This is a genomic window from Chryseobacterium sp. JAH (genome assembly GCF_001507335.1).
Classification (GTDB): domain Bacteria; phylum Bacteroidota; class Bacteroidia; order Flavobacteriales; family Weeksellaceae; genus Chryseobacterium.
In genome coordinates, this window is sequence record NZ_LMAH01000007.1 from 50804 (window position 1) to 72798 (window position 21995).

The window sequence follows — 21995 nt, forward strand, 5'->3', positions numbered from 1 at the left end:
ACTACACATTCAAAACTTTAAACAAATTAGTATGTTTCGATCGCACACCAACGGAGAATTGTCTCTGAAAAATCTTAATGAAGAAGTTACACTTTCAGGATGGGTACAGACCATTCGTGATAAAGGATTTATGATTTGGATAGATCTTCGGGACCGTTACGGAATTACTCAGTTAGTTTTTGATCAGGATCGTTCTTCAGCGGAATTGATGGAAAATGCCAAAAAATTAGGACGTGAATTTGTGATTCAGGTTACAGGGAAGGTTATTGAAAGAGTCAGCAAAAACCCCAATATTCCAACAGGAGAAATTGAAATTTTAGTTGAAAAATTAGAAGTTCTTAATGAATCTCAACTTCCACCTTTCACGATTGAAGATGAAACAGATGGTGGTGAAGAATTAAGAATGAAATATCGTTATCTGGATATCAGAAGAGCTCCGGTAAGAGATAAATTGATTTTCCGTCACAAAATGGCGCAAAAGGTTAGAAATTATCTTTCAGACGAAGGATTTATCGAAGTTGAAACTCCGGTTTTAATCAAATCTACTCCGGAAGGAGCGAGAGATTTCGTTGTACCAAGCAGAATGAATCCTGGACAGTTTTACGCATTACCACAGTCTCCACAAACTTTCAAACAACTGTTGATGGTTGGTGGAATGGATAAATATTTCCAAATTGTAAAATGTTTCCGTGATGAAGATTTGAGAGCCGACAGACAGCCGGAATTTACCCAAATCGATTGCGAAATGGCTTTCGTAGATCAGGAAGATGTGATGAATGTTTTTGAAGGAATGACGAAAACGTTGATCAAAGACATTACAGGTCAGGAATTCGGAGCGTTCCCAAGAATGACGTTCGCGGATGCGATGCAGAAATACGGAAACGACAAACCGGATATCCGTTTCGGAATGGAATTCGTAGAACTGAACGAATTAGTAAAAGGAAAAGACTTTAAAATATTCGATGACGCAGAATTGGTTGTCGGAATCAATGTAGAAGGTTGCGCAGATTACACAAGAAAACAAATCGATGAGCTTGTTGACTGGGTAAAAAGACCACAAATTGGAGCTTCGGGAATGGTGTGGGCAAAATTCCAGAATGATGGGGTGAAAACTTCTTCTGTTAATAAATTCTACAACGAAGAAGATTTGGCAAAAATCATCGAGAAATTCGGAGCGAAAGAAGGCGATTTAATGTTGATCCTTTCAGGGAACGAGCACAAAGTAAGAACTCAGCTTTCCGCATTAAGAATGGAACTTGGAAACCGTTTGGGATTAAGAAAAGGAGATGTTTTCGCACCACTTTGGGTTGTTGATTTCCCGTTATTGGAATTTGATGAAGAAAGCGGACGTTACCACGCAATGCACCACCCTTTCACCTCTCCAAAACCTGAAGATATCCATTTATTGGAAACTGATCCGGGAAAAGCAAGAGCCAACGCTTACGATATGGTGTTGAACGGAAATGAAATTGGTGGAGGTTCTATCAGAATTTTCGACAGAGATTTACAGTCAAGAATGTTTGATTTGTTAGGATTTACTAAAGAAGAAGCAGAAGCTCAGTTCGGATTCTTAATGAATGCCTTCAAATACGGAGCACCTCCTCACGGTGGTTTAGCTTTCGGATTTGACCGTTTGGTAGCGATTCTTGACGGAAACGAAGTGATAAGAGATTACATCGCTTTCCCTAAGAATAATTCAGGACGAGATGTAATGATCGATGCGCCGGCAGCGATTGCTGATGAACAACTCGACGAACTGGAACTGAAATTGAATTTAAAAGCATAAATTAGAAGCGGAGATTTTTTCTCCGCTTTTTTATTATGAAAATATTGATTTCAACACTTACGACATTTGGATATATTTCTGCAATAATCGGAGTTATAAGTCTGATTTTGTTATTAATAAAAAAATCTACATACTATCCTTCAAATAGACAAGAAGAGATTTTAGATAAAATGGGCAAACTAAAATATATTGCTGGAATTTTTATTACAATAAGCACCACTTGTTTTCTCGGATCAAAAGAATTGATAAAGCAAGATTTTAGAAAAGCTTTAAACGAAAATAAAATTATTTCAACAGAGTTAGACAACACATTTTTTAGTCAAGATGACATGAAGTCCGTTTTCAGAAACTTTGAATCTACCGAAGGACGTTTTAGGTGCGAAAATTATAGTGGGTTTATTAACTTTGAAAGTGGAGAAAACATCCCAATAGAAGTCTTCAGACACTGTTATGAGAAAAACAGATATATCATCATTTCAAAAAAATACAGTATTGACGCTACAATTGGAGATATAAGAACCTCTGCATTTGATTTCATTAAATCTGACAGTATTACATCTCAATAATAAATAATGACCAAACAAGAATTCATTCACTTCATGGAAAATCTCAAAACAGATTTCATCGAAAATAAAGAAAAGTGGGAAAATAAAACCATTGAAGATTATCTGGAAGCTATGTCTCGTTATGTTGAAGACATTGATGGATATTACGAAAACACAAATCAGGATATTGACTTAGAAAAAATTGATTGGAAAGTATTTGCTGACCTTTTGAAAGGCAGCTCGATTTATGAATAAATTTCAATAATTTTAAATTAAAAACTTAAATCTAACATTTAAATAAATAATTTCCCACGGCACAATCATTGCAAGTTTTACTAAAAAGAAAAACAATGAAAGCAATTTGGAACGGTGCCATTGGTTTTGGCTTAGTCAATATTCCTGTGAAGATTTATTCTGCAACGGAAACCAGCAAACTGGATCTTGATATGCTGGATAAATCTGATTTTTCTAATATTAAATTTAAAAGAGTCAACGAAAAAACGGGTAAGGAAGTCAAATGGGCAAACATTGTAAAAGGTTTTCTTATAGACGATAAATACGTTGTTCTGGAAGATGAAGATTACGAAGCCGCAAGTCCTGAAAAGACGAAAATACTCGGCATCGAACACTTTGTGAAAGAAGCGGAAGTCGATTCTGTTTATTTTGAAACTCCTTATTTTCTGGAACCTCAAAAGAATGGTGAAAATGCCTACAGACTTTTAATCAAAGCTTTGCAGCAAACTAAAATGGTCGGTATCGGAACGTTTGTTCTACGCGACACTGAGGCGATCGGGATGATCCGTCCTTATAATGATGATGTTCTGGTATTAAACCGATTGAGATTTGATCAGGAAATCCGGGATTATAAACAACTGAAAATTCCTGCTAAAAAAGCACCGAAACCAGCAGAGCTAAAGATGGCAAAGAATCTGATCGAGCAACTCTCCGAGCCTTTTGATCCTACTTTTTATAAAAATACTTATTCCGAAGAATTACTTAAAATCATTAAGAAAAAAGCCAAAGGTAAATCTGTTAAACTGAAAAAATCTGAACCTGCGAAACAGGGCAAAGTGATCGATTTAATGGCACAACTGAAGGCCAGCTTGCAAACTCCAAAATCTAAAAACGCTTCCTGATCATGGCTCTTAAAGATTACAACGATAAACGAAAGTTCGATAAAACCACCGAACCCAAAGGAAAAACAAAAAAAAGTGATGACAAGCTAATTTTTGTGATCCAAAGACATGCAGCCTCACGACTGCATTATGATTTCCGTTTGGAAATGGAAGGTGTTCTGAAAAGCTGGGCAGTTCCGAAAGGGCCATCATTAAATCCGGATGACAAACGGCTGGCGATGATGGTGGAAGATCATCCGTACGATTACAAAGATTTTGAAGGTAATATTCCTGAAGGAAATTATGGCGCCGGACAGGTGGAAATATGGGACAGCGGAACCTACGAACCTCTGGATGATACAAGCAAACTTTCTGAAGAAAAAGAACTTTTGAAAGAGCTAAAAAGCGGTTCGCTGAAATTTATTTTACACGGCAAAAAACTGAAAGGAGAATTTGCTTTGGTCAAAATGAAAAATGCCGAAAACAATTCATGGCTTCTCATTAAACATAAAGACAAATTTGCTGAAGATGAATATGATGCTGAAGAAAATCTTTCGCCGAAATCATTAGTTTCAAAATTTATCGAGGAAAAAAAAAGCCTAAAAAACAGCAAAAAGAAGTCATAACTTCCGAAACCAAACCTAAATTTCAACGGTTCAATTCTTTGGTGGATGAGAAGAAATTAGAAAAATTCATCAAACCAATGCTCGCAAAATCTTCTGAAGAAGCATTCGACGACGAAGACTGGATTTTTGAAATTAAATGGGACGGTTACCGTGCAGTAGCCGATCTAAGCAAAAAACAGCCGTTATTTTATTCCAGAAATGGAATTTCATTTTTATCTAAATTCAATTCTATTACCGAAGATTTTAGTCAGCAGAAACATCACATGATTTTGGATGGTGAAATTGTTGCTTACGACGAAAACGGAAAACCAAGCTTTCAGCTATTGCAGCAGATTGGCGACAATCCCGATTTGGCTTTGACGTATCAGGTTTTTGACCTTTTGTGGCTGAATGGTCATTCTACCGAAGAACTTCCCTTAATTCAGCGCAAAGAGCTTTTAAAAGATGCTTTAACTGAAACTGATCTGATCAAATTCTGCGACCATGTTCCTGAAAAAGGAATTGAGTTTTTTAATCAAATGAAAAAAATGCAGCTGGAAGGCATGATTGCCAAGAAAGCCGATAGCGTCTATACCGAAAGCTCCCGAAGCACCGACTGGCTCAAAATAAAATTCACCAATACTGAAGAAGCAATTATCTGCGGTTTCACAGAACCAAAAGGTTCCAGACAGGGTTTTGGCGCTCTGATTTTAGGAAAATATATCGACGGGAAACTGATCTATTCCGGACATACAGGATCAGGTTTTAACAATGAGTTGCTCAATCAGATTCATGAGCGGCTGAAAAAACTGGTGGTAAAATCGTCACCATTTGAGACGGTTCCGAAAACCAATATGCCTGTAACATGGACCAAACCTGAGTTGGTCTGTGAAATTAAATTCTCAGAAATCACAAAAGACGGAATGTTCAGACATCCTGTATTTGTAGCGATCCGTGAAGATAAAGAGGCAAAAGAAATCAATAATTCAGTTAAGAAACCTGCTCACAAAACTTCAAAATCCAAAACTATGAAGACTAAAAAATCATCCGAAAACACAGAAGATGCCAGTGAAAAAGACAATGAAATTACGCTAAACCGTCACAAAATAAAACTGACCAATCAGGACAAAATCTATTTTCCAAAAGACAAAATCAGCAAAGGCGACGTGGTGGATTATTATCAGTCGGTAGCAGATTACATTTTACCGCATCTGAAAAACCGGCCGCTTTCACTAAACCGTTTTCCGAGTGGAATCGATCATTCCGGATTTTACCAGAAAGATGCAGGAGATTCTTTTCCGGACTGGATTAAAACAACCAAAGTACATTCCGAGTCCACCGACAAATACATAGATTACGCCATCTGCAACGATAAAGCAACTTTAGCTTATCTCAATAATTTGGGCTGTATCGATTTCAATCCGTGGAATTCTTCCCTTCCCGATCTCGAACACCCCGATTATCTGGTTTTGGATCTTGATCCGTCGAAGAAAAACACTTTTGATCATGTAATTGAAACGGCTCAGCAAGTCAAGGAAATTTTAGATTTAATTAAAATAAAAGGCTACTGCAAAACTTCAGGAAGCACAGGAATTCATATCTACATTCCGATGGGTTGTGGTTACGATTATGATCAGGTGAAAGATTTTGCGCTGATCCTGATGCAGCAGGTTCATGAAAAGCTTCCGAAAATTACAACCCTGGAACGAAGTCTGCAAAAAAGAGATGACAAAAAAATCTACCTCGACTATCTTCAAAACCGACAGGGACAAACTTTAGCCAGCGTTTACAGCCTCAGACCCAAAGAAGGTGCGGCAGTTTCGATGCCGATTGAATGGGACGAACTGAAGAAAGATTTAAAACCAACGGATTTCAATATTGAAAATGCTCTGGAAAGAATTAAAGTGAAGGGAGATTTGTTTAAACCTGTTTTAGGAAAGGGGATTGATATGATGAAGGCGCTGGAATTGTTGCAGGGTATTGAGTAAAACAATACTTTTGAAAAAACACTTAATATGAAAAGTAAATCATTCTTAATTGTATTTCTATTTGCACAGATATTCTTCAACGCTCAAATCAAACAATTATTGTACGATAAAGTACTCAGTTACTCAATAAAAGAAGACAATAATTTTAACGTTTATGGTAGCACATCGGGAGCAGGTAATCTAATAATTGGATACGGTGAAAATTGGGAAACTACTTATGTTAAGAATTTTACTTGGCAATACAAAAAAAATATTCTTAATGGATATTTGATGAACAACAAATATCTACATCAAAATGGAAGTACATTAGCCGATAATTTCTTGGAAGTAACCCTAAAAAAAGATCTTAATCTTTACAATGTTGGTTCTTTTAAAAACTGTATTGCGTACAAAGGCTCATTCAAAGAAAATAAAAACGAGAATAAATTCATGATTTATTGTATGCAAATGGATGATAACTATGATTACTCAGAAATGAACAGTCTTTTATTTACAACGCAGCTCGGGATTAATCTTGAAGATTTACCAAAAAATAACATCGTCGTAAAAGCAGTTCTAGTTGATAAGCATGGTGAAGCTACAGTCAATTTCTTAGATTTGATTGAAACTATAAATCCACCCCACAAGTTGTACTATAACAACGATTATATTGAAGCATATATCAACGACAAACCCTCTCCAAAAGATAAAAAAACAGCACCATATTATTGTAAATTTATTATCGAGGAAGTTTATCTTTCTAATGAACTTGATAAAAGGCTCAATCAATTTATGAATGAAATGGATATTTATTATAATGAATTTGGCTACATTGATATTAATGATCAAAATAAATTCTACGATTCAGAAATCCAAAGATTAGCAATTTTTTATAAAAAACATAATCATTTGAACTCAAAACAAATAGAAAAATTTACATCAACCTTGAAAAAGCTGAAAACAAGTAAAAAAGAAGCAGACTTTTTTTGGGTTAAGGATGCTTATTAAATACTACGGCAACTTCGCCACCAAACTTTCCGGTAATATTTTTAAAATAAAATAAATCAGTTTCCACTTAAAATTGGGAACGATTGTAAAAGAATTTCCTGCATCAACAATGTGTTTTGCGACGTAATCAGGTTCCATCAGAAGATTTTTATTCAGTTCTAAATCCACATTGATCTTTGTATTGATGTATCCAATGACCAAAACGTTCACTGTAATATTCCGTTGAGCCAATTCCTGTCTTAAACCTGCCAGGTAGGTCGTAAACGCAGCTTTTGTACTTCCGTAAACAAAATTACTTTTCCTTCCACGAACACCTGAAAGTGAAGACAGTCCGATGATTCTTTCTAAATTTTTATTGGATTGATCCATCGCTACAATATTCAAAATAGAAACACCACCCATGTAATTGACCTGCATCATTTGATGAGTGCCTTTAAAATCTTTTAAGGCATAAACGTTTTCCACAAGAAATCCTGCGGAGTAAACGACGATATGAGGCTTTATGGAAAGTTCATCATAAAATTTCTGATGGGAATCAAAATCTGCAGCATCAAAGTATGAAACAGATACTTTCTCTGACAAACCATTTTTAGCTACAAAATCGTTCAGAGAATCCATACTTCTGGAAGCTGCAAAGATTACAAAACCTTTTGCAACATATTGTAAAATACATTGTTTGGCAACATCGGAATTGGCACCAAGGATCAAAACGGTTTTGGCTGTATTTTGATTCATTGGACAAAGATATTTTTTAAAGATCAGTTTGGCAAATGATTGTGTAGTTTAACCTAAAGTTGACAAATGCTTTGCACGAATGACCAAAAATTTGATTTTCAGAATTTTGGATTCTTCACAGGCTAAAAAAAGGAATCGGCGCGGTGACCTTTGGTCACCGCGCCGATTCGTAATATTATTTAAAACTGAAATTATTTCTTTTCAGTATCGATAACTTCTTTCTTCTCAGCAGTTGCTGTAGCTTTATCACCGAATCTTGCTGCTGTAAACTCTCTTGAAATTGCTGCTTTTTCAAACTTCAATTTTCCAGACAATGTTTCAATCACAATACCGTCTTCCTGAATCTGAGAAATTCTTCCGTGAAGACCAGAAGTAAGCACTACTCTGCTTCCCACTTTCAATTCTTCCTGAAATTTTTTCTCCTGCTTCTGTTTTTTCATCTGAGGTCTGATCATCAGGAAATAAAACCCAACGAACATTACCCCCATCATGATAAGCATCATCGGAGAAGATCCTCCCGCTGGTGCTGCTTGCAAAAATATTGTCAACATATTATTTAGGTTGAATGTTAGCATTGAATGTTAGTTTAATAGGAGCTTTTTCAACATTTGCAAAAACGTCTGCATATTTCTGAACAGCACCATCAAAACTAGATGAGTCAAAGCTCAAAGTAATTTTTCCTTTTTTACCAGGTAAAATTGGTTCTTTTGTAAATTCAGGAGCAGTACATCCACATCCTGGCTTCACTTCAGAAATAACCAAAGGATTTTTACCGGTATTGGTCACTTCATACACGTGATTTACTTTATCCCCTTTTTTGATATTTCCAAAATCGAAATTGCTTTCAGACAAAGCTACTGTTGTTAAAGGTTGATTTGAAGCAACTGGTGCAGCAGCTTCTCCTGTTACAGGAGCTGGAGTCACAGCAGATAAAGAATCTGCAGGAGCTGAAGTACTCAAAGAATCTGGTGCAATTGTTTCTGAATTCTGAAGCTCTTTGTTTTCTTCTTTTTTACAAGAAACTAAACCAAAGCCTATGATAGACAAAGCGATAATTGATAACGACTTTTTCATTTTCTATTTATTTATATTCTGTTTAAATCTTTACAATATTTATCTAAAATCCCGTTGATGAATATATTTGATCGGTCAGTAGCAAATACTTTTGCAATCTCAATATATTCATTAATAATAACTCTTGATGGTGTAAAAGGAAAATTATCTAGCTCCGAAATAGCCGTTGTCAGAATTACCTTATCCATTAATGCTATCCTTTCCAAATCCCAGTTTTCTAAACGCTCAGACAGTTTTTTCTCATTACCTTCCCAATTGTTAAGCGTATCTCTCAACAGTTTACTTGCGAAGCTTTTATCTTCTTCATCTTTAATCATTTTGATTAAAGTTCTGCTGTCTTCGTTCTCTTTGATAAAACCAATTGTCTTTTGAACCATTGAATTCGCAATGTGAATATCATCTGTCCAAGTCAGCTCTCTGTCACCCACATATTCATGAAAATCTTCATTCTCTGCAACATATCTCAAAAATAATTTTCCGATAAATTTTTGATCATCATCAAAAGAATATCCATCTTCTTTCATAAAATCCTGATAACGCTTCCCGGAAGTCATTCTTTGAAATGTCCTTACCAAGAAATCATCATGAAGATCCCACTTCAAGTCAGTATGCTGCCCAGAAAAGAAAAGTCTTTCAGGGTTTTCTTCCAATTTTATTAAAACTTGATTATTAATAAATTTTTGGTTCGGGTTGATTTCAGAATCAGTTTTCAAGTATTTATTCTTACCAATTTCCATTTGGTTTTCTGCTAAATTTTTCAGAGAAACCAAAAAATTGAGTTCTAGGATGTAGAGATTATAGATTTTCTCTATCCCATAAAACATGTTTTTTTCTAAAACATCAAACTTTATTGGATTTTGGTAGTAAGAATACACACTTTCTACTACTTTTTCACGGATTTGTCTTCTTCCTAACATTCAAAGAGCTTTTTATGGGTGCAAAGATACAAAATTTAAAATTTATGAAATTCGTAGTCTTACTCTTTTTCGTAAATTTGCAAAAGTTTATGAAAGCTTTAAAAACTCTGAACCCTTACTTTTGGAAACACAAAATATTATTGTTTTGGGGGTTACTCTTCATCATTGCCAGCAACTTCTTCAACATTTACAAAGTGCAATTTGTAGGAAAATCTGTCGATGAACTTACAAAAAACGGGAGTTTGGGCTTTAACAGACAGGTCTTAATTTATGTAGCAATTATTGTAGGCTGCTCACTTCTGACCGGATTTTTCACTTTTATGATGAGACAGACCATCATTGTCGCTTCACGAAGAATCGAATACGAGCTGAAAAATAAGATTTACAGACATTATCAGGAACTATCTTTAACCGATTATAAAACAACAACAACCGGAGATTTAATGAATCGACTGAGTGAAGACGTTGTTGCGGTAAGAATGTATCTAGGCCCAGGCGTCATGTATGTAGTGAACCTGCTTATTTTATTGACAATCACGTGCATTTACATGTTAAAAACTGATGTATCAATGACAGTGTGGACGTTATTTCCACTGCCTATTCTGTCCTACATCATTTTTAAAGTAAGCTCGATTATCAATAAAAAATCTAAGATTATGCAGAAGAGCCAATCTGCAATATCTACTTTTGTACAGGACAGCTTTTCAGGAATTCGTGTTGTGAAATTTTTCGCCAAAGAAAATTACATTAAGAAAAATTACAGCTCAAAAGTTACCGATTATCAGGATAAAGCTTTAGACTTGGCAAAAACTGAGGCTTATTTTTTTACCATTATTTTATTTGTCATTGGATTATTAAATGTCGCGATTATTTTGATTGGCGGACAAAAATATATTGCCGGCGAATTAACAGTGGGTAAAATTGCAGACTTTTTTATGTATATCAATATTCTTATTTGGCCTTTCTCAATGGTAGGATGGGTTACTTCCGTCAATCAGAGAGCAGAAGCATCAATGCAGAGAATTAACGAATTTTTAGATAAAAAATCAGAAGTTGTCAATACAAATAATGAAAAATATACAATCAAAGGTGATATAGAATTCAGAAATGTATCTTACGTTTACCCAAATACAGGAATTAAAGCTTTAGACAACTTAAGTTTTAAAATAAATGCAGGACAGTCATTAGCTATAATGGGTAAAACCGGAAGCGGGAAATCTACAATTGCTTTGCTTTTGTGCAGACTGATTGATCCTACCGAAGGACAAATATTAATTGATGGCAAAAATCTGAAAGACCACAATCTTAATAACTATAGAGATTTCATCGGTTATATTCCGCAGGAAAGTTATTTATTTTCAGATTCAATCGAACATAATATTGGTTTTTCCATTGACAATCCTACTCATGAAAAAGTCGTTGAATACTCTAAAATTGCAGATGTTCACAAAAATATTATAGAATTTAAAGAAGGTTACAAAACCATGGTTGGAGAGCGCGGGGTCATGCTTTCGGGAGGTCAGAAACAGAGAATTTGTATTGCCAGAGCCTTAATAAAAGATCCAAATATCATTATTTTTGATGATTCACTGTCTGCTCTAGATACCGAAACCGAACAGAATATTCTGGAAAATATTGATACTAAAATTCACAACGCAACTTCTATAATCATCACGCACAGAGAGTCTAGCGCCCAACGGGCAGATAAAATCATTAATCTTACAGAAATTACCAATTCTGTAACTGCATAGCCGTTTCTTTTTGAATTGTTAAATAAATCATAAAAAAAATTTTGTGATTAAAAGAAATATTTTATATTTGTTCTTAACAAGATTAAAAAATATCTAATAATGAGTGAATACAAGGAACGCCATGAGAATGAAATTTTCACGAAGGTGTTAAAAGCAGGAAGAAGAACATATTTCTTTGATGTGCGCGAGACGAAAGCAGGAGATTATTATCTTACAATTACCGAAAGCAAAAAGAATTTCGGAGAGAATGGAGAGGCTACATTTGAAAAGCATAAAATTTACCTTTATAAAGAAGATTTTAAAAGTTTCCAGGAGATGTTTAATGATTCAACAGACTTTATCATTAATGAAAAAGGTGAAGATGTGATATCTGAAAAACATGATAAAGATTTCAAAAGCAGAACATATACAATTGAATCTGACGACGAAGTTTAATACCCCCAACAAACCAAATATATAAAAATACAAGCATCTTTCTTAGATGCTTTTTTTTACATAAAAAAAACACATTTTCTTTCGAAAATGTGTTTTGCGTGGGGTGAATGAGGGGTCTCGAACCCCCGACCTCCGGAACCACAATCCGGCGCTCTAACCAACTGAGCTACAATCACCGTTTTTGGTGGTGCAAATATAGGAAAGATTTTTTAACTACAAAACAATTCCATCAAAATTTTTCATCGCAATAAGCTTCTCTGTCGTAAATCCCTCAGCATAAGTAACTCCCGATAACCTTCCTAAATCCTGCGCACGGTAAGTCAAGCTTTCATAAAAGTCTTTTGAAGTGATTGGAGTTTCCGGCTCTGTAGATTTAGGATCATAGAACTGTGTTTTAAAAGCCATACATGCTTCCAGTTTTTTATCAAGGTGTTCTGATATATCAATGACAAATTCCGCTTTAATATCTTTCCACTGAATATAGTGGAAAATCTGCTTTGGCCTCCAGACTTCCTGACTTTCTCCGTCCACAATTGTTTCTATCTTTCTTAAACCAGCTAAAAAGCACGCATCCGACACTAGTTTTGCCGCTTTTGCATGATCAGGATGTCTATCATCAATTGCATTGGCTAAAACGATTTCCGGACGGTATTTGCGGACCATTTTCACGATTTTCAATTGATATTCTTCAGAGTTCGTAAGAAAACCATCTTTCATACCTAAGTTTTCTCTTGCAACAACTCCTAAGATTTTCGCAGATTCTGCAGCTTCCTGCTTTCTGGTCTCATCAGTTCCACGAGTTCCTAATTCTCCTTTCGTCAGATCAATAATAACACAGCTTTTTCCCTCCGAAATTAATTTAGCAATTGTTCCTCCACAACCTAACTCCACATCGTCTGGATGGGCACCAAAGGCTAGAATATCTGTCTTCATCTGTTCTTTTTATTTTTAATATGTAAACTAGAACGCAAATAATTTTTCATATTTTAGAATTTTAAGTTACAAGCGTTTCATTTTCAAATATAAGACTTAAAATAAAAACTTCCCAATCGCAATGAATGGGAAGTTATAATAATTATAATTTAAAAATTATTTGTTGATTTCTGTATTTAACTTTACAGCATCCTGATAAGTTGGATCTAACTGTAATGATTTTGCCACATAATCTTTTGCTTTTGCAGCATCAGAATCTTTAGATAAGTAAGCAACTGCAAAGTAGGCATAAGCCAATGTTTGCTTGTTAGCCTCAACCTCTGCCGGTTTCACCGTAGCAATATATTTTTCGTAAGCAATCTTTGCCGCATCATTATTGGTAGCCTGCTGATAAGCATATCCTAAACTGTAATATGCAGGAGCCCAATCAGGTAGAATTGCACTCATTTTCTGCCAAGTTAGAATTGCGCCATTCCAGTTTTTAACATCCTGGTAAGCAGTAGCCAATTTGTAAAGCGCATCAGAATCCTGAGCATTTGCTGCAACTTGTTTTTTCAAAGCCTCGATTTGAGGATTTGTCGGACCTGCATCTACAGAAGACTGAGAAGCTCCTCCTCCTAAAATCTTAGCCAATTCCATATCCCACTTCATTGTTTCGTCTTTAGCTGCTTTTGCAATCGCTATTTTTTGCTGAGATTCAGCTGTCAATGCCGCTTTCTTAGCCGCATCCTTTTCAGTTTTAGCTAAACCGGCAGCGATCAACCCCTGCAAACCTTGATCTGCTGGTTGTACTCTTGATTTCTCAGCCTGAGAAACGAAAGTTTCAATATTTTGTTTTGCTTCAGGGTATTGTCCATCTGCATAGTTTACATAAGCTCTCAACTTAAATTTAATTGGATCACTAATTTTATCAAAAATCTTATCTAAAATTACTTTCGAGTTCGCATAATCTTCATTAGTGAAATACAATTTAGCAATCTCTAGCTGAGTATACGGATCTTCATCAGCATATTTTGTATAGTTGATCAAATCCTGAGTTGCTTTTGCATTTTCTTGGTATTTGATGTTGTAAGCAGCTAAAGCCTTATAAGCAGGAGCATAGGTTGCATCTGTAGCAATTGCTTTCTCAATACTAGTTTTAGCTTGTTGCCATTGTTGTGCTGCCATCCAAAGTGTTCCGATTCTTGTATAAACAGAAGCTTTATTTTTCGCTAAAGGCAACGCTTTATCATACGCTGACATTGCGTCTCCAGGAATTCTCTTCAATCTGTAAGCATCACCTAAAGTATAGTAATAGTTTGCAGGAACCTCTTTCTTAGCAGCTCTTTCAATTGCTTTATTTAAGAATTGAATAGCTAAATCCGGAGAGTTGTTTTTTTCAAATAAAGTCAATGCTTCAGCAGCTCTAAAAAGAACTTCAGCATCTTTTTCTCTTGAATCTGTAACTACTTTTTGAATCTCAGCGATAGCGCTTTTATCACCTTTACCCAGTTTAACCGTAGCCAAACCAAGTTTATTTAAATAACTTTTGCCGTCTGCAGCAAGACCTTTGTTAAAACTTTCAGTAGCCTGAGCAAAATCTGGCTCAGCCTGTCTCAAATACGTATTTCCTAAATAGAAATAATTTTCCGCTTTTGGTTCTTTAGCAATCATCTGAGTGAAATTATTTTTCGCCTGAGCAAATTTATCACTATCGATGCTGTTGATACCATCCTGTAATGTTTGTGCAATCGTAAAATTGCTAAAAAATACAACTGCTGCTCCAAAAGCAATCTTCTTTACATTCATAATCATTATATCTTTCATTATATATTTTCTAAATTGAACTATAAATTACACACAATTTTCAGACCAAAATAAATGAATTAAATTGGCAATCAGATTAATTTAATATTATTTAACGCATCTGAACTTCCCGTCTGTAAATATTGTAGGGCTGTAATCCTTCTTTTTGAACGATTATCTGGCCTAACTGTGTACACGAGTATCTTATAAATCCACTTGCAATGTTAAAATTTCCTTCATTAGATAAGAAATATAAAACTCTTGTAAAGGGATACTTCATTTCGCGAAGACCTTCAAAATCTGGAGAGTATAGCTCCCCTTTTGATTCTACTGGTAATATTTTGATAAGATCTCTGAGCTTTTCAGCATTTTTATCATATGGTCTGCTGATCGTATTAAGACCCACCACACCTATTTTATCAGGATATTTATTAAGTTCCTCAATGACATTTGTACTTCCGGGAATAATAGAATATTTCAAATCTTTAGGAAGTTTTTTCAGTGTCTGTGCGACAAAGTTCAGATTACTTGAGTTGGCACCATCATATATAAACCTCTTCTCCTCCGACTGCATTCCTTGTACAATTTCCTCCATTGTAATGCTCATTTTCGGTGAATTTTTAGGAACTACAAAAACGACAGCATCCGCTGCAAATTTCGCAGGTAAAAACTTTAAATCTGCCTGTTTTTCGTATGCCCTAATCTCCTCAACAGAAAGTTCCTTAGACATCACAACAATTCTTGCTTTATCATTCAGAAGATCCAAGAAACCTAAATCCTCTTTTTTTGTAACTACTTTAATTTTAGTTTCCGGATAATTAATCATATATCCATCTGCTAATGCTTCTGTAACACTTTTAAAAGATTCATCGGTTAAAATCGTCATTTCGCCTTTATGATAAGATGGAGATGTATCTTCCTTCTTGGAACAACTTAGTGTAAAAGCAAATAACAAAAATACTAGTAGTTTCAGATTATTCATGATCACCGGTATTTCTAATTTTAGAAACAGCTCTCCAAATCCTGAAGAAACCATAAAGCATCACAACAGCTCCAAGTGGATATGCCACAGCGGGCTCCAAAAGAGTAAAGAAGAATTTGTAAACAATAATTACAATTCCGAGAACTATATAAAACAATCCTGTGACTAAGGATAACCAATTGAACATCATATAACAAAAGTATTAAAAAAAATAAAAAGAGAAGCAATTGCTTCTCTTTTTTAATAGTATTTAAGATAAATATTATCCTTCAAAATTCATCGTTAATGGTAACCTGAATCTGTAACGAACAGATTGACCATTAATTTTTGCAGGAGTCCACTTATTTTTAATTGACTTAATTGTTCTAACAGCTTCAGAATTAAAATCTGCATTTTTACCATTTGCTTTTACGTCTGTAATTGATCCGTCTCTTTCTACAACAAAAGTTACTTCAGCTTTTACAGTACCTTCATCACCATTCATCGCTGAACCGTCGAAGTTACCAGAAACTTTGTTTCTAAACGCGTTGATTCCTCCTGGGAATTCTGCCGTTTGCTCTACCTCACTATATACCTGAGTATCACTTACCTGAGGTTTAACTTCAGCTGTAGAAGCTTTATTACCTGTAGATGGTGGTGGTGGCGGTGGAGTATATGCAGGAGCTTTCACCCCTTCCTGATTTTGAAGACCTGTAGTTGTTTCTAGCTGCTTAGAAATTGGTGGTGGTGGAGTCTCAATTTTAGGAGCTTTCACCGGTTCCGGAACTACGTTTTGGATTACTTCAATCTTTTCTTCCTCTTTTGGAGGTGGTGGTGGAGGTGGTTCTTCTTCTTTAGGCTCTTCTATAATTTTATCTTCCTGTAAAATTTCTACTAAATCTGCTTGCACCTGAACTTCATCAGCAGCATTCATATTTTTAATAGTAAGGTAAATAAAAGGAGATAAAGCAGCGACTAAGAATAATGATGTCCCGATAATAAAAGACTTTGTCAGCAACCTAGGATACTGAGTTCTGATATCATATGCACCATAACTTTTATTTCTATTTTCAAATACAATCTCATCTAGTGAAAGATTTTGACTGTAAGCATTTTCATCTGCCATTGTAATCTAAATTTAATGGTTAAATTACTTTGTTGCAGGAGCAGCACCAGCTGAATTCCCCACCTTTCTATCATAAATAGCCTTTTCCCAAGGTTTCAAGTCAGTAACACCGTACTGCTCACTTTTGGTAATAGCCATTTCATCAAGAATGTCTACAAAGTTCTTATACACTGCATCGTCAGTCGGTTTGATAATCACTGTAAATTTAGTTCTATCAGCTGCACTGTTTTTTGCTTGCTCAATGATCTTTCTTATCCCTTCTCTATCAAAACTAGTTTCATTAAGATTTTGGTCAGTTAAAGATGTATTATCTTGCTGATGCCAAAAGATCTTATTGTCTTTACCTAATAATAAAGAAATTGAGTTCGAAAGCTTAATTTCTGTTGGAGGTGGTTTTGGAGTATCTTTTTTCGGTTTTGCCGGGAGACCCAAATCCATAACATTCGGTTTAGAGAATGTGGTTGTGAACATAAAGAAGGTAATCAATAGAAAACCCAAGTCCACCATCGGAGTCATATCGACTCTGGTATTCTGTTTCTTGGAACGTACCTTGCCGCCCTTGGCGCCTTTTTCCTGTACTTGTACTTCTGCCATTTCTAAATGATATTATTCATTAGGTTTACCTTCTTGTGACGTTATCAACCAAAATTTAAGAAAATCAATATCTCTTAAACCCTCAAATAAACTTTTAACTTTAGGATACCCAGTTGTAACATCACCCTTGATTGCTAATTTGTAATCAGGATTAACGCTTAAACTTTGCTCTACCCAGTCAACTAATTGTTTATTAGTACTATCCATAGGAATCCCAGTAGGACTCTTAAAATTCTTCTGCGCATCTTCTGGCAAATCCAAATAGCTTTTCAGCTGGTTCATAGGAACCCCAATTGCCTGAACTCTTTGAAATGCAACTTTTTGTTTGTTATCAAAAGTAACCCCGTACTTTTGTCCCATTTTATCTAAAAGCTGTACTCTTTCTGAACCGTTATCTACCGGCTGGAAATAAAATTTTCCATCTGGTGTAGCGTTGATAGTCATTAAACTAGCATCAGGAAGTAATTTTTCTGAGATCGAAGATGGCGGCTTAATCTGCTCCACGTCAGGTTTCTTAAACTGAGTGGTCAATATAAAGAACGTAAGTAGTAGGAATGCAACGTCACACATTGCCGTCATATCCGTAACTACCCCATGTCTTTTTGGTTTGACTCTCGCCATTATTTTATTTATTTTTAATTAAACTTCTTTTTACAATGCAAATATCTTGCTACAAAATTCTTAGTTGAATTCTGCGAAAGATTGCTGGATGCTCATAGCGATCTCGTCGATCTTGTAAGTCAATCCGTCAATTTTAGATGTAAAGAAGTTGTAAAGCATAATCGCAATTGCAGAAGTACCAATACCTAAAGCCGTGTTGATCAATGCTTCAGAGATACCTGTAGAAAGTGCAGCAGCATCAGGAGTACCACCTCCAGAACCTAATGCGAAGAACGCCTTGATCATCCCGATTACCGTTCCAAGTAGTGCGATCAAAGTTGCAACTGTACCTAGAGTAGAAAGAATCATCATGTTTTTCTCAAGCATTGGCATTTCAAGAGTAGTAGCTTCTTCGATAGCTTTGTTCAAAGCAACCATTTTCTGCTCCTTGTTTAGTGTAGTGTCATTAGAAAGAGCCTTGTAAGTAGTAAGACCTTCTTTTACTACGTTACCTACAGAACCTTCTTGTCTGTCACACTCTTCTAAAGCTTCATCTACTCTGTTTTGGTTTAGTAAGCTTCTTACTTTTACTACGAAATTATCTAAGTTACCTTTTCCAGCTGCTTTGCTAAGAATAAAGTATCTTTCGAAAGAGAAAACGATTACAGTGATCATGAAAGTAATCAAGATCGGTACAATAACCCCTCCTTTGTAGATAATTCCTAAAAACGACTCTGGGTGAATGTCTTTTCCTTCAACACTTGAAAAAGCAACAGAACCACTTCCTAGTTTGTCTGCATCTTTAAAGTTTCCTGGGCTACCAAGAACAAATAAATAAATACAAATTCCTATAACTAATAGAATAGGAATAATTACAGCTGGATTAAGACCCCCTGCTTTTTTAGCAACTACTTGCTCATCATTTTTTGAAACATTCATTTCCATATTTAACTAAATTATATTGTTTAAAAATTTTAAAGTTGTAAAATAAAGGCAAAATTACTTAAAATGCAATAGTCTTAAATAAACATTTCGCCTTTTTTTAATCAAAAAAAAATGCACCGATTTCGATATTGCAATTATATGTAATTTTTTTAATGATTTTTATCACTTTTTATAATTACATTAAAAAATCAAAAATTTTACGCGTAAAAATTCTTGAAATTACCAATGTTAATTTTCCTTTAAATTACTATGTTAACAATACGATGTGGCACTACAATAATCTTTTTGGGTATTTTTCCTTCCAAAATTTCCATCATTTTGTCATTTTGAAGCACTAAATCTTCCACTTCCTTTGCAGAAAGTTGTGCAGAGAGTGAAATTTTGAACTTCATCTTACCATTTACGCTTACAGGATAATTAATTTCATCTTCAATTAGGTACTCTTCGTTAAGTTCTGGGAACTTTTCAAATTCAATCGACTTGCTGTGACCAAGCAAATACCATACCTCTTCACAAATATGTGGGGCGTAAGGGGAAATTATAACGGCTAAAGGTTCTAAAATATTGCGTTTATTGCATTTTAATTTCTGTAACTCATTGACAGCAATCATAAATGAAGAAACTGATGTATTGAAAGAAAAATTTTCAATATCATAAACCACCTTCTTTATTAAGGTATGAAGTACTTTATATTCATCTTTTGTAGGTTCTTCTTCAGAAACTTCAAAAGTATCTCCGTTGAAATACAAATTCCAGAATTTTTTCAGGAAACCGTAAACTCCACTTAAACCTTGTGTATTCCAAGGCTTGGATTGCTCTAACGGACCTAAGAACATTTCATACAATCTTAAACCGTCTGCTCCGTATTCTTCACAGATATCGTCAGGATTTACCACATTATATTTTGATTTGGACATTTTTTCTACTTCACGACCTGTGATGTATTTTCCGTCTTCCAAAATAAATTCCGCATCAGCATAATCCGGTCTCCAAGATTTAAATACTTCTGTGTCTAATTCGTCAGTTGTTCCTTTCAATAAAGAAACATCAACATGAATTGCTTGAGTTTTATATTCTTTTGCTAAATTTTTAGAAACATATTGATTGGTTCCTTCAATTCTATATACAAAAGCACTCATCCCCAAAATCATCCCCTGATTAATCAACTTTTGGAAAGGCTCATCTTGATTAATATATCCTCTGTCTTTTAAGAACATATTCCAGAAACGCGAATACAATAAGTGTCCGGTTGCATGTTCGCTACCTCCTATATATAAATCGACTTGTCCCCAATAATCCGAGAGTTCTTTTTTAGCAAAAACCTCATCGTTATTCGGATCCATATATCTAAGGAAATACCAAGAGCTTCCCGCCCAACCCGGCATTGTAGATAATTCTAATGGAAATACAGTTTTGTCATCAATTAAATCTGTAGCCACCACTTTCTGATTGGCTTCATCCCATGCAAAAGTTTTAGAATTCCCCAATGGTGGATCACCATCTTCTGTCGGTAAATATTTTTCAACTTCAGGAAGTTCCAGAGGCAAAGCAGAATTTGGCAATGTGTAAGGCATTCCTTCCTTATAATATATAGGAACCGGCTCGCCCCAATAACGCTGTCTTGAAAAAATCGCATCACGCTGTCTGTAGTTTGTTGTTCCGTGACCAATTCCCTTGTTTTCTATTTCAGCAATTATTTTTGATTTTGCATCATTATAAGGTAAGCTGTTTAAAAAATCTGAATTTACACAGACAGAATCTTTAGAATCAAAAGATTGTTCCTGAACGTCTTCTTCAGTTTCTACAACTTTTATAATTTCTAAATTAAATTTCTTTGCAAATCTATGATCACGCTCATCATGTGCAGGAACAGCCATTACAGCTCCAGTTCCGTAGCCCATTAATACATAATCTGAAATATAGATCGGCATCTTTTTTCCACTAAACGGATTCACCGCATAACTTCCCGTGAAAGCGCCACTCACGTTTTTCACGTCAGCCATTCTATCACGTTCGGTTTTCTTAGAAGTTTCTTCTATATATGTATCTACTTCAACTTTTTGTTCTGCAGTTGTAACATTTTCCACTAAAGGATTTTCCGGAGCCAATACCATAAAGGTTGCTCCAAAAATTGTATCAGGTCTTGTTGTGAAGACCTCAACGATTTCGTCATGACCTTCAACATTAAACTTAACCTGAGCTCCCTGAGATTTTCCGATCCAGTATTCCTGAGAATCTTTTAAGGGTTGTGGCCAGTCAAGAGTTTTTAATCCTTGTAGCAATCTTTCAGAGTAAGCAGAAATCCTCATACTCCATTGCATCATTTTCTTTTGAAAAACCGGAAAACCTCCTCTTTCAGATTTTCCGTCTTTTACCTCATCATTAGCTAAAACAGTTCCTAATGCAGGGCACCAGTTTACGGTGGTTTCAGCTCTGTAAGACAAACGGTAATTTAATAAGATATCTTCTTTATCAATTTCAGATGCAGTTTTCCATTCATCTGCTGTGAAATTTAATTCATCGTTTTGGTTGGCATTTAATCCTTCTGTTCCTTTTTCTTCAAAATGTTTAATCAAAGTTTCAATTGATTCTGCCGTGTCTCTATCTTTATTATACCATGAATGGAACAATTCAATAAAAATCCACTGCGTCCATTTATAATAAGAGGGGTCGGAAGTTCTTACTTCTCTGCTCCAATCGAATGAAAAACCTATTTTTCTTAACTGCTCCTCGTATCTCGTAATGTTTTGCTCAGTGGTGATTGCAGGATGCTGCCCAGTCTGAATTGCATACTGCTCAGCAGGAAGTCCGAAACTATCGTAACCGACAGGATGTAGCACATTAAAACCCTGATGTCTTTTATATCTTGCATAAATGTCTGACGCAATATACCCCAGCGGATGCCCCACGTGAAGTCCTGCTCCCGATGGATACGGAAACATATCGAGCACGTAAAATTTTGGTTTATCTGTTGAATCGGAAGTCTTGTAGGTTTGGTTGTCTTCCCAATATTTCTGCCACTTTTTTTCTATCTGCTGATGGTCGTAAAACATTCTTTTAATTATATATTATATGATTTCACAAATTTAGTGTTTTTTATAAAAAAAATCTGG

22 protein-coding genes and 1 tRNA gene are annotated in these 21995 nt (G+C 35.2%); 9 read left to right on the plus strand and 14 right to left on the minus strand.

All coding sequences use genetic code 11. The features are described from left to right. Positions 1-31: 31 nt before the first annotated feature. From aspS to AR685_RS14215, 7 genes are all read left to right on the plus strand, one after another. Positions 32-1786: an aspartate--tRNA ligase gene (gene aspS / locus AR685_RS14185; protein WP_059124955.1), complete on the plus strand. Its 1755-nt coding sequence runs from the start codon at positions 32-34 to the stop codon at positions 1784-1786. Positions 1787-1830: 44 nt separating this feature from the next. Then, positions 1831-2352, plus strand: coding sequence for a hypothetical protein (locus AR685_RS14190; protein WP_131777634.1), 522 nt, complete (start codon positions 1831-1833; stop codon positions 2350-2352). A 6-nt stretch (positions 2353-2358) separates the two neighbouring features. Next, positions 2359-2586, plus strand: a complete 228-nt coding sequence (locus AR685_RS14195) for a hypothetical protein (protein WP_059124956.1) — start codon at positions 2359-2361, stop codon at positions 2584-2586. Between the two features lie 95 nt (positions 2587-2681). Next, positions 2682-3467 carry a Ku protein gene (locus AR685_RS14200; RefSeq protein WP_059124957.1) on the plus strand — a complete coding sequence of 262 codons (786 nt, stop codon included), beginning with the start codon at positions 2682-2684 and terminating at the stop codon, positions 3465-3467. A gap of 2 nt (positions 3468-3469) precedes the next feature. Next, positions 3470-4072 (plus strand): DNA polymerase ligase N-terminal domain-containing protein, encoded by a 603-nt coding sequence (locus AR685_RS14205; protein WP_059124958.1) that lies wholly within the window; start codon positions 3470-3472, stop codon positions 4070-4072. Between the two features lie 41 nt (positions 4073-4113). After that, on the plus strand, positions 4114-6039 hold the full coding sequence (ligD, locus tag AR685_RS14210) for a DNA ligase D (protein ID WP_228376445.1): 1926 nt from the start codon (positions 4114-4116) through the stop codon (positions 6037-6039). Positions 6040-6066: 27 nt separating this feature from the next. Further along, positions 6067-7026, plus strand: a complete 960-nt coding sequence (locus tag AR685_RS14215) for a hypothetical protein (protein WP_059124959.1) — start codon at positions 6067-6069, stop codon at positions 7024-7026. A gap of 3 nt (positions 7027-7029) precedes the next feature. On the opposite strand, the gene AR685_RS14220 is transcribed toward AR685_RS14215, so the two are convergent. The 4 genes from AR685_RS14220 to nusB form a co-directional block, all read right to left on the minus strand. Next, on the minus strand, positions 7030-7761 hold the full coding sequence (locus AR685_RS14220; protein WP_059124960.1) for an SDR family NAD(P)-dependent oxidoreductase: 732 nt from the start codon (positions 7759-7761) through the stop codon (positions 7030-7032). A gap of 191 nt (positions 7762-7952) precedes the next feature. Continuing rightward, positions 7953-8312 carry a preprotein translocase subunit YajC gene (yajC, locus tag AR685_RS14225; RefSeq protein WP_047445276.1) on the minus strand — a complete coding sequence of 120 codons (360 nt, stop codon included), beginning with the start codon at positions 8310-8312 and terminating at the stop codon, positions 7953-7955. Position 8313: 1 nt separating this feature from the next. Then, positions 8314-8835, minus strand: coding sequence for a DUF1573 domain-containing protein (locus tag AR685_RS14230; RefSeq protein ID WP_059124961.1), 522 nt, complete (start codon positions 8833-8835; stop codon positions 8314-8316). Between the two features lie 11 nt (positions 8836-8846). Next, positions 8847-9752 carry a transcription antitermination factor NusB gene (gene nusB, locus AR685_RS14235; protein WP_047445021.1) on the minus strand — a complete coding sequence of 302 codons (906 nt, stop codon included), beginning with the start codon at positions 9750-9752 and terminating at the stop codon, positions 8847-8849. Positions 9753-9841: 89 nt separating this feature from the next. Between nusB and AR685_RS14240 the strand changes: the two genes are divergently transcribed. Together AR685_RS14240 and AR685_RS14245 are read left to right on the plus strand one after the other, a co-directional pair. Next, the gene (locus AR685_RS14240) at positions 9842-11503 is read left to right on the plus strand and encodes an ABC transporter ATP-binding protein (protein ID WP_047445277.1); all 1662 of its coding nucleotides are present in this window, start codon (positions 9842-9844) and stop codon (positions 11501-11503) included. A 99-nt stretch (positions 11504-11602) separates the two neighbouring features. Next, positions 11603-11938 carry a DUF3276 family protein gene (locus AR685_RS14245; RefSeq protein WP_047445023.1) on the plus strand — a complete coding sequence of 112 codons (336 nt, stop codon included), beginning with the start codon at positions 11603-11605 and terminating at the stop codon, positions 11936-11938. 99 nt (positions 11939-12037) lie between these two features. On the opposite strand, the gene AR685_RS14250 is transcribed toward AR685_RS14245, so the two are convergent. From AR685_RS14250 to leuS, 10 genes are all read right to left on the minus strand, one after another. After that, a tRNA-His gene (locus AR685_RS14250) sits at positions 12038-12114 on the minus strand. 37 nt (positions 12115-12151) lie between these two features. Further along, positions 12152-12871, minus strand: coding sequence for a bacillithiol biosynthesis deacetylase BshB1 (bshB1, locus tag AR685_RS14255; protein WP_059124962.1), 720 nt, complete (start codon positions 12869-12871; stop codon positions 12152-12154). Positions 12872-13027: 156 nt separating this feature from the next. Continuing rightward, positions 13028-14677, minus strand: a complete 1650-nt coding sequence (locus AR685_RS14260; protein ID WP_059124963.1) for a tetratricopeptide repeat protein — start codon at positions 14675-14677, stop codon at positions 13028-13030. A 91-nt stretch (positions 14678-14768) separates the two neighbouring features. Further along, positions 14769-15638, minus strand: coding sequence for a PstS family phosphate ABC transporter substrate-binding protein (locus AR685_RS14265; protein ID WP_059124964.1), 870 nt, complete (start codon positions 15636-15638; stop codon positions 14769-14771). Then, on the minus strand, positions 15631-15828 hold the full coding sequence (locus AR685_RS14270) for a C4-dicarboxylate ABC transporter (protein WP_185096005.1): 198 nt from the start codon (positions 15826-15828) through the stop codon (positions 15631-15633). Before AR685_RS14270 ends, AR685_RS14265 begins: the two co-directional genes overlap by 8 nt. A gap of 72 nt (positions 15829-15900) precedes the next feature. Then, a complete protein-coding gene (locus AR685_RS14275; RefSeq protein ID WP_059124965.1) occupies positions 15901-16743 on the minus strand; it encodes an energy transducer TonB in 843 nt (280 codons plus the stop codon). A 24-nt stretch (positions 16744-16767) separates the two neighbouring features. Next, positions 16768-17337 carry an ExbD/TolR family protein gene (locus AR685_RS14280; protein WP_047445035.1) on the minus strand — a complete coding sequence of 190 codons (570 nt, stop codon included), beginning with the start codon at positions 17335-17337 and terminating at the stop codon, positions 16768-16770. 12 nt (positions 17338-17349) lie between these two features. Beyond that, complete coding sequence (locus AR685_RS14285) at positions 17350-17958, minus strand: ExbD/TolR family protein (protein ID WP_047445037.1); 609 nt, start codon at positions 17956-17958, stop codon at positions 17350-17352. Between the two features lie 60 nt (positions 17959-18018). Beyond that, positions 18019-18882 carry a MotA/TolQ/ExbB proton channel family protein gene (locus tag AR685_RS14290; RefSeq protein WP_047445039.1) on the minus strand — a complete coding sequence of 288 codons (864 nt, stop codon included), beginning with the start codon at positions 18880-18882 and terminating at the stop codon, positions 18019-18021. A gap of 239 nt (positions 18883-19121) precedes the next feature. Beyond that, positions 19122-21935: a leucine--tRNA ligase gene (gene leuS, locus AR685_RS14295; RefSeq protein ID WP_059124966.1), complete on the minus strand. Its 2814-nt coding sequence runs from the start codon at positions 21933-21935 to the stop codon at positions 19122-19124. Positions 21936-21995 lie beyond the last annotated feature (60 nt).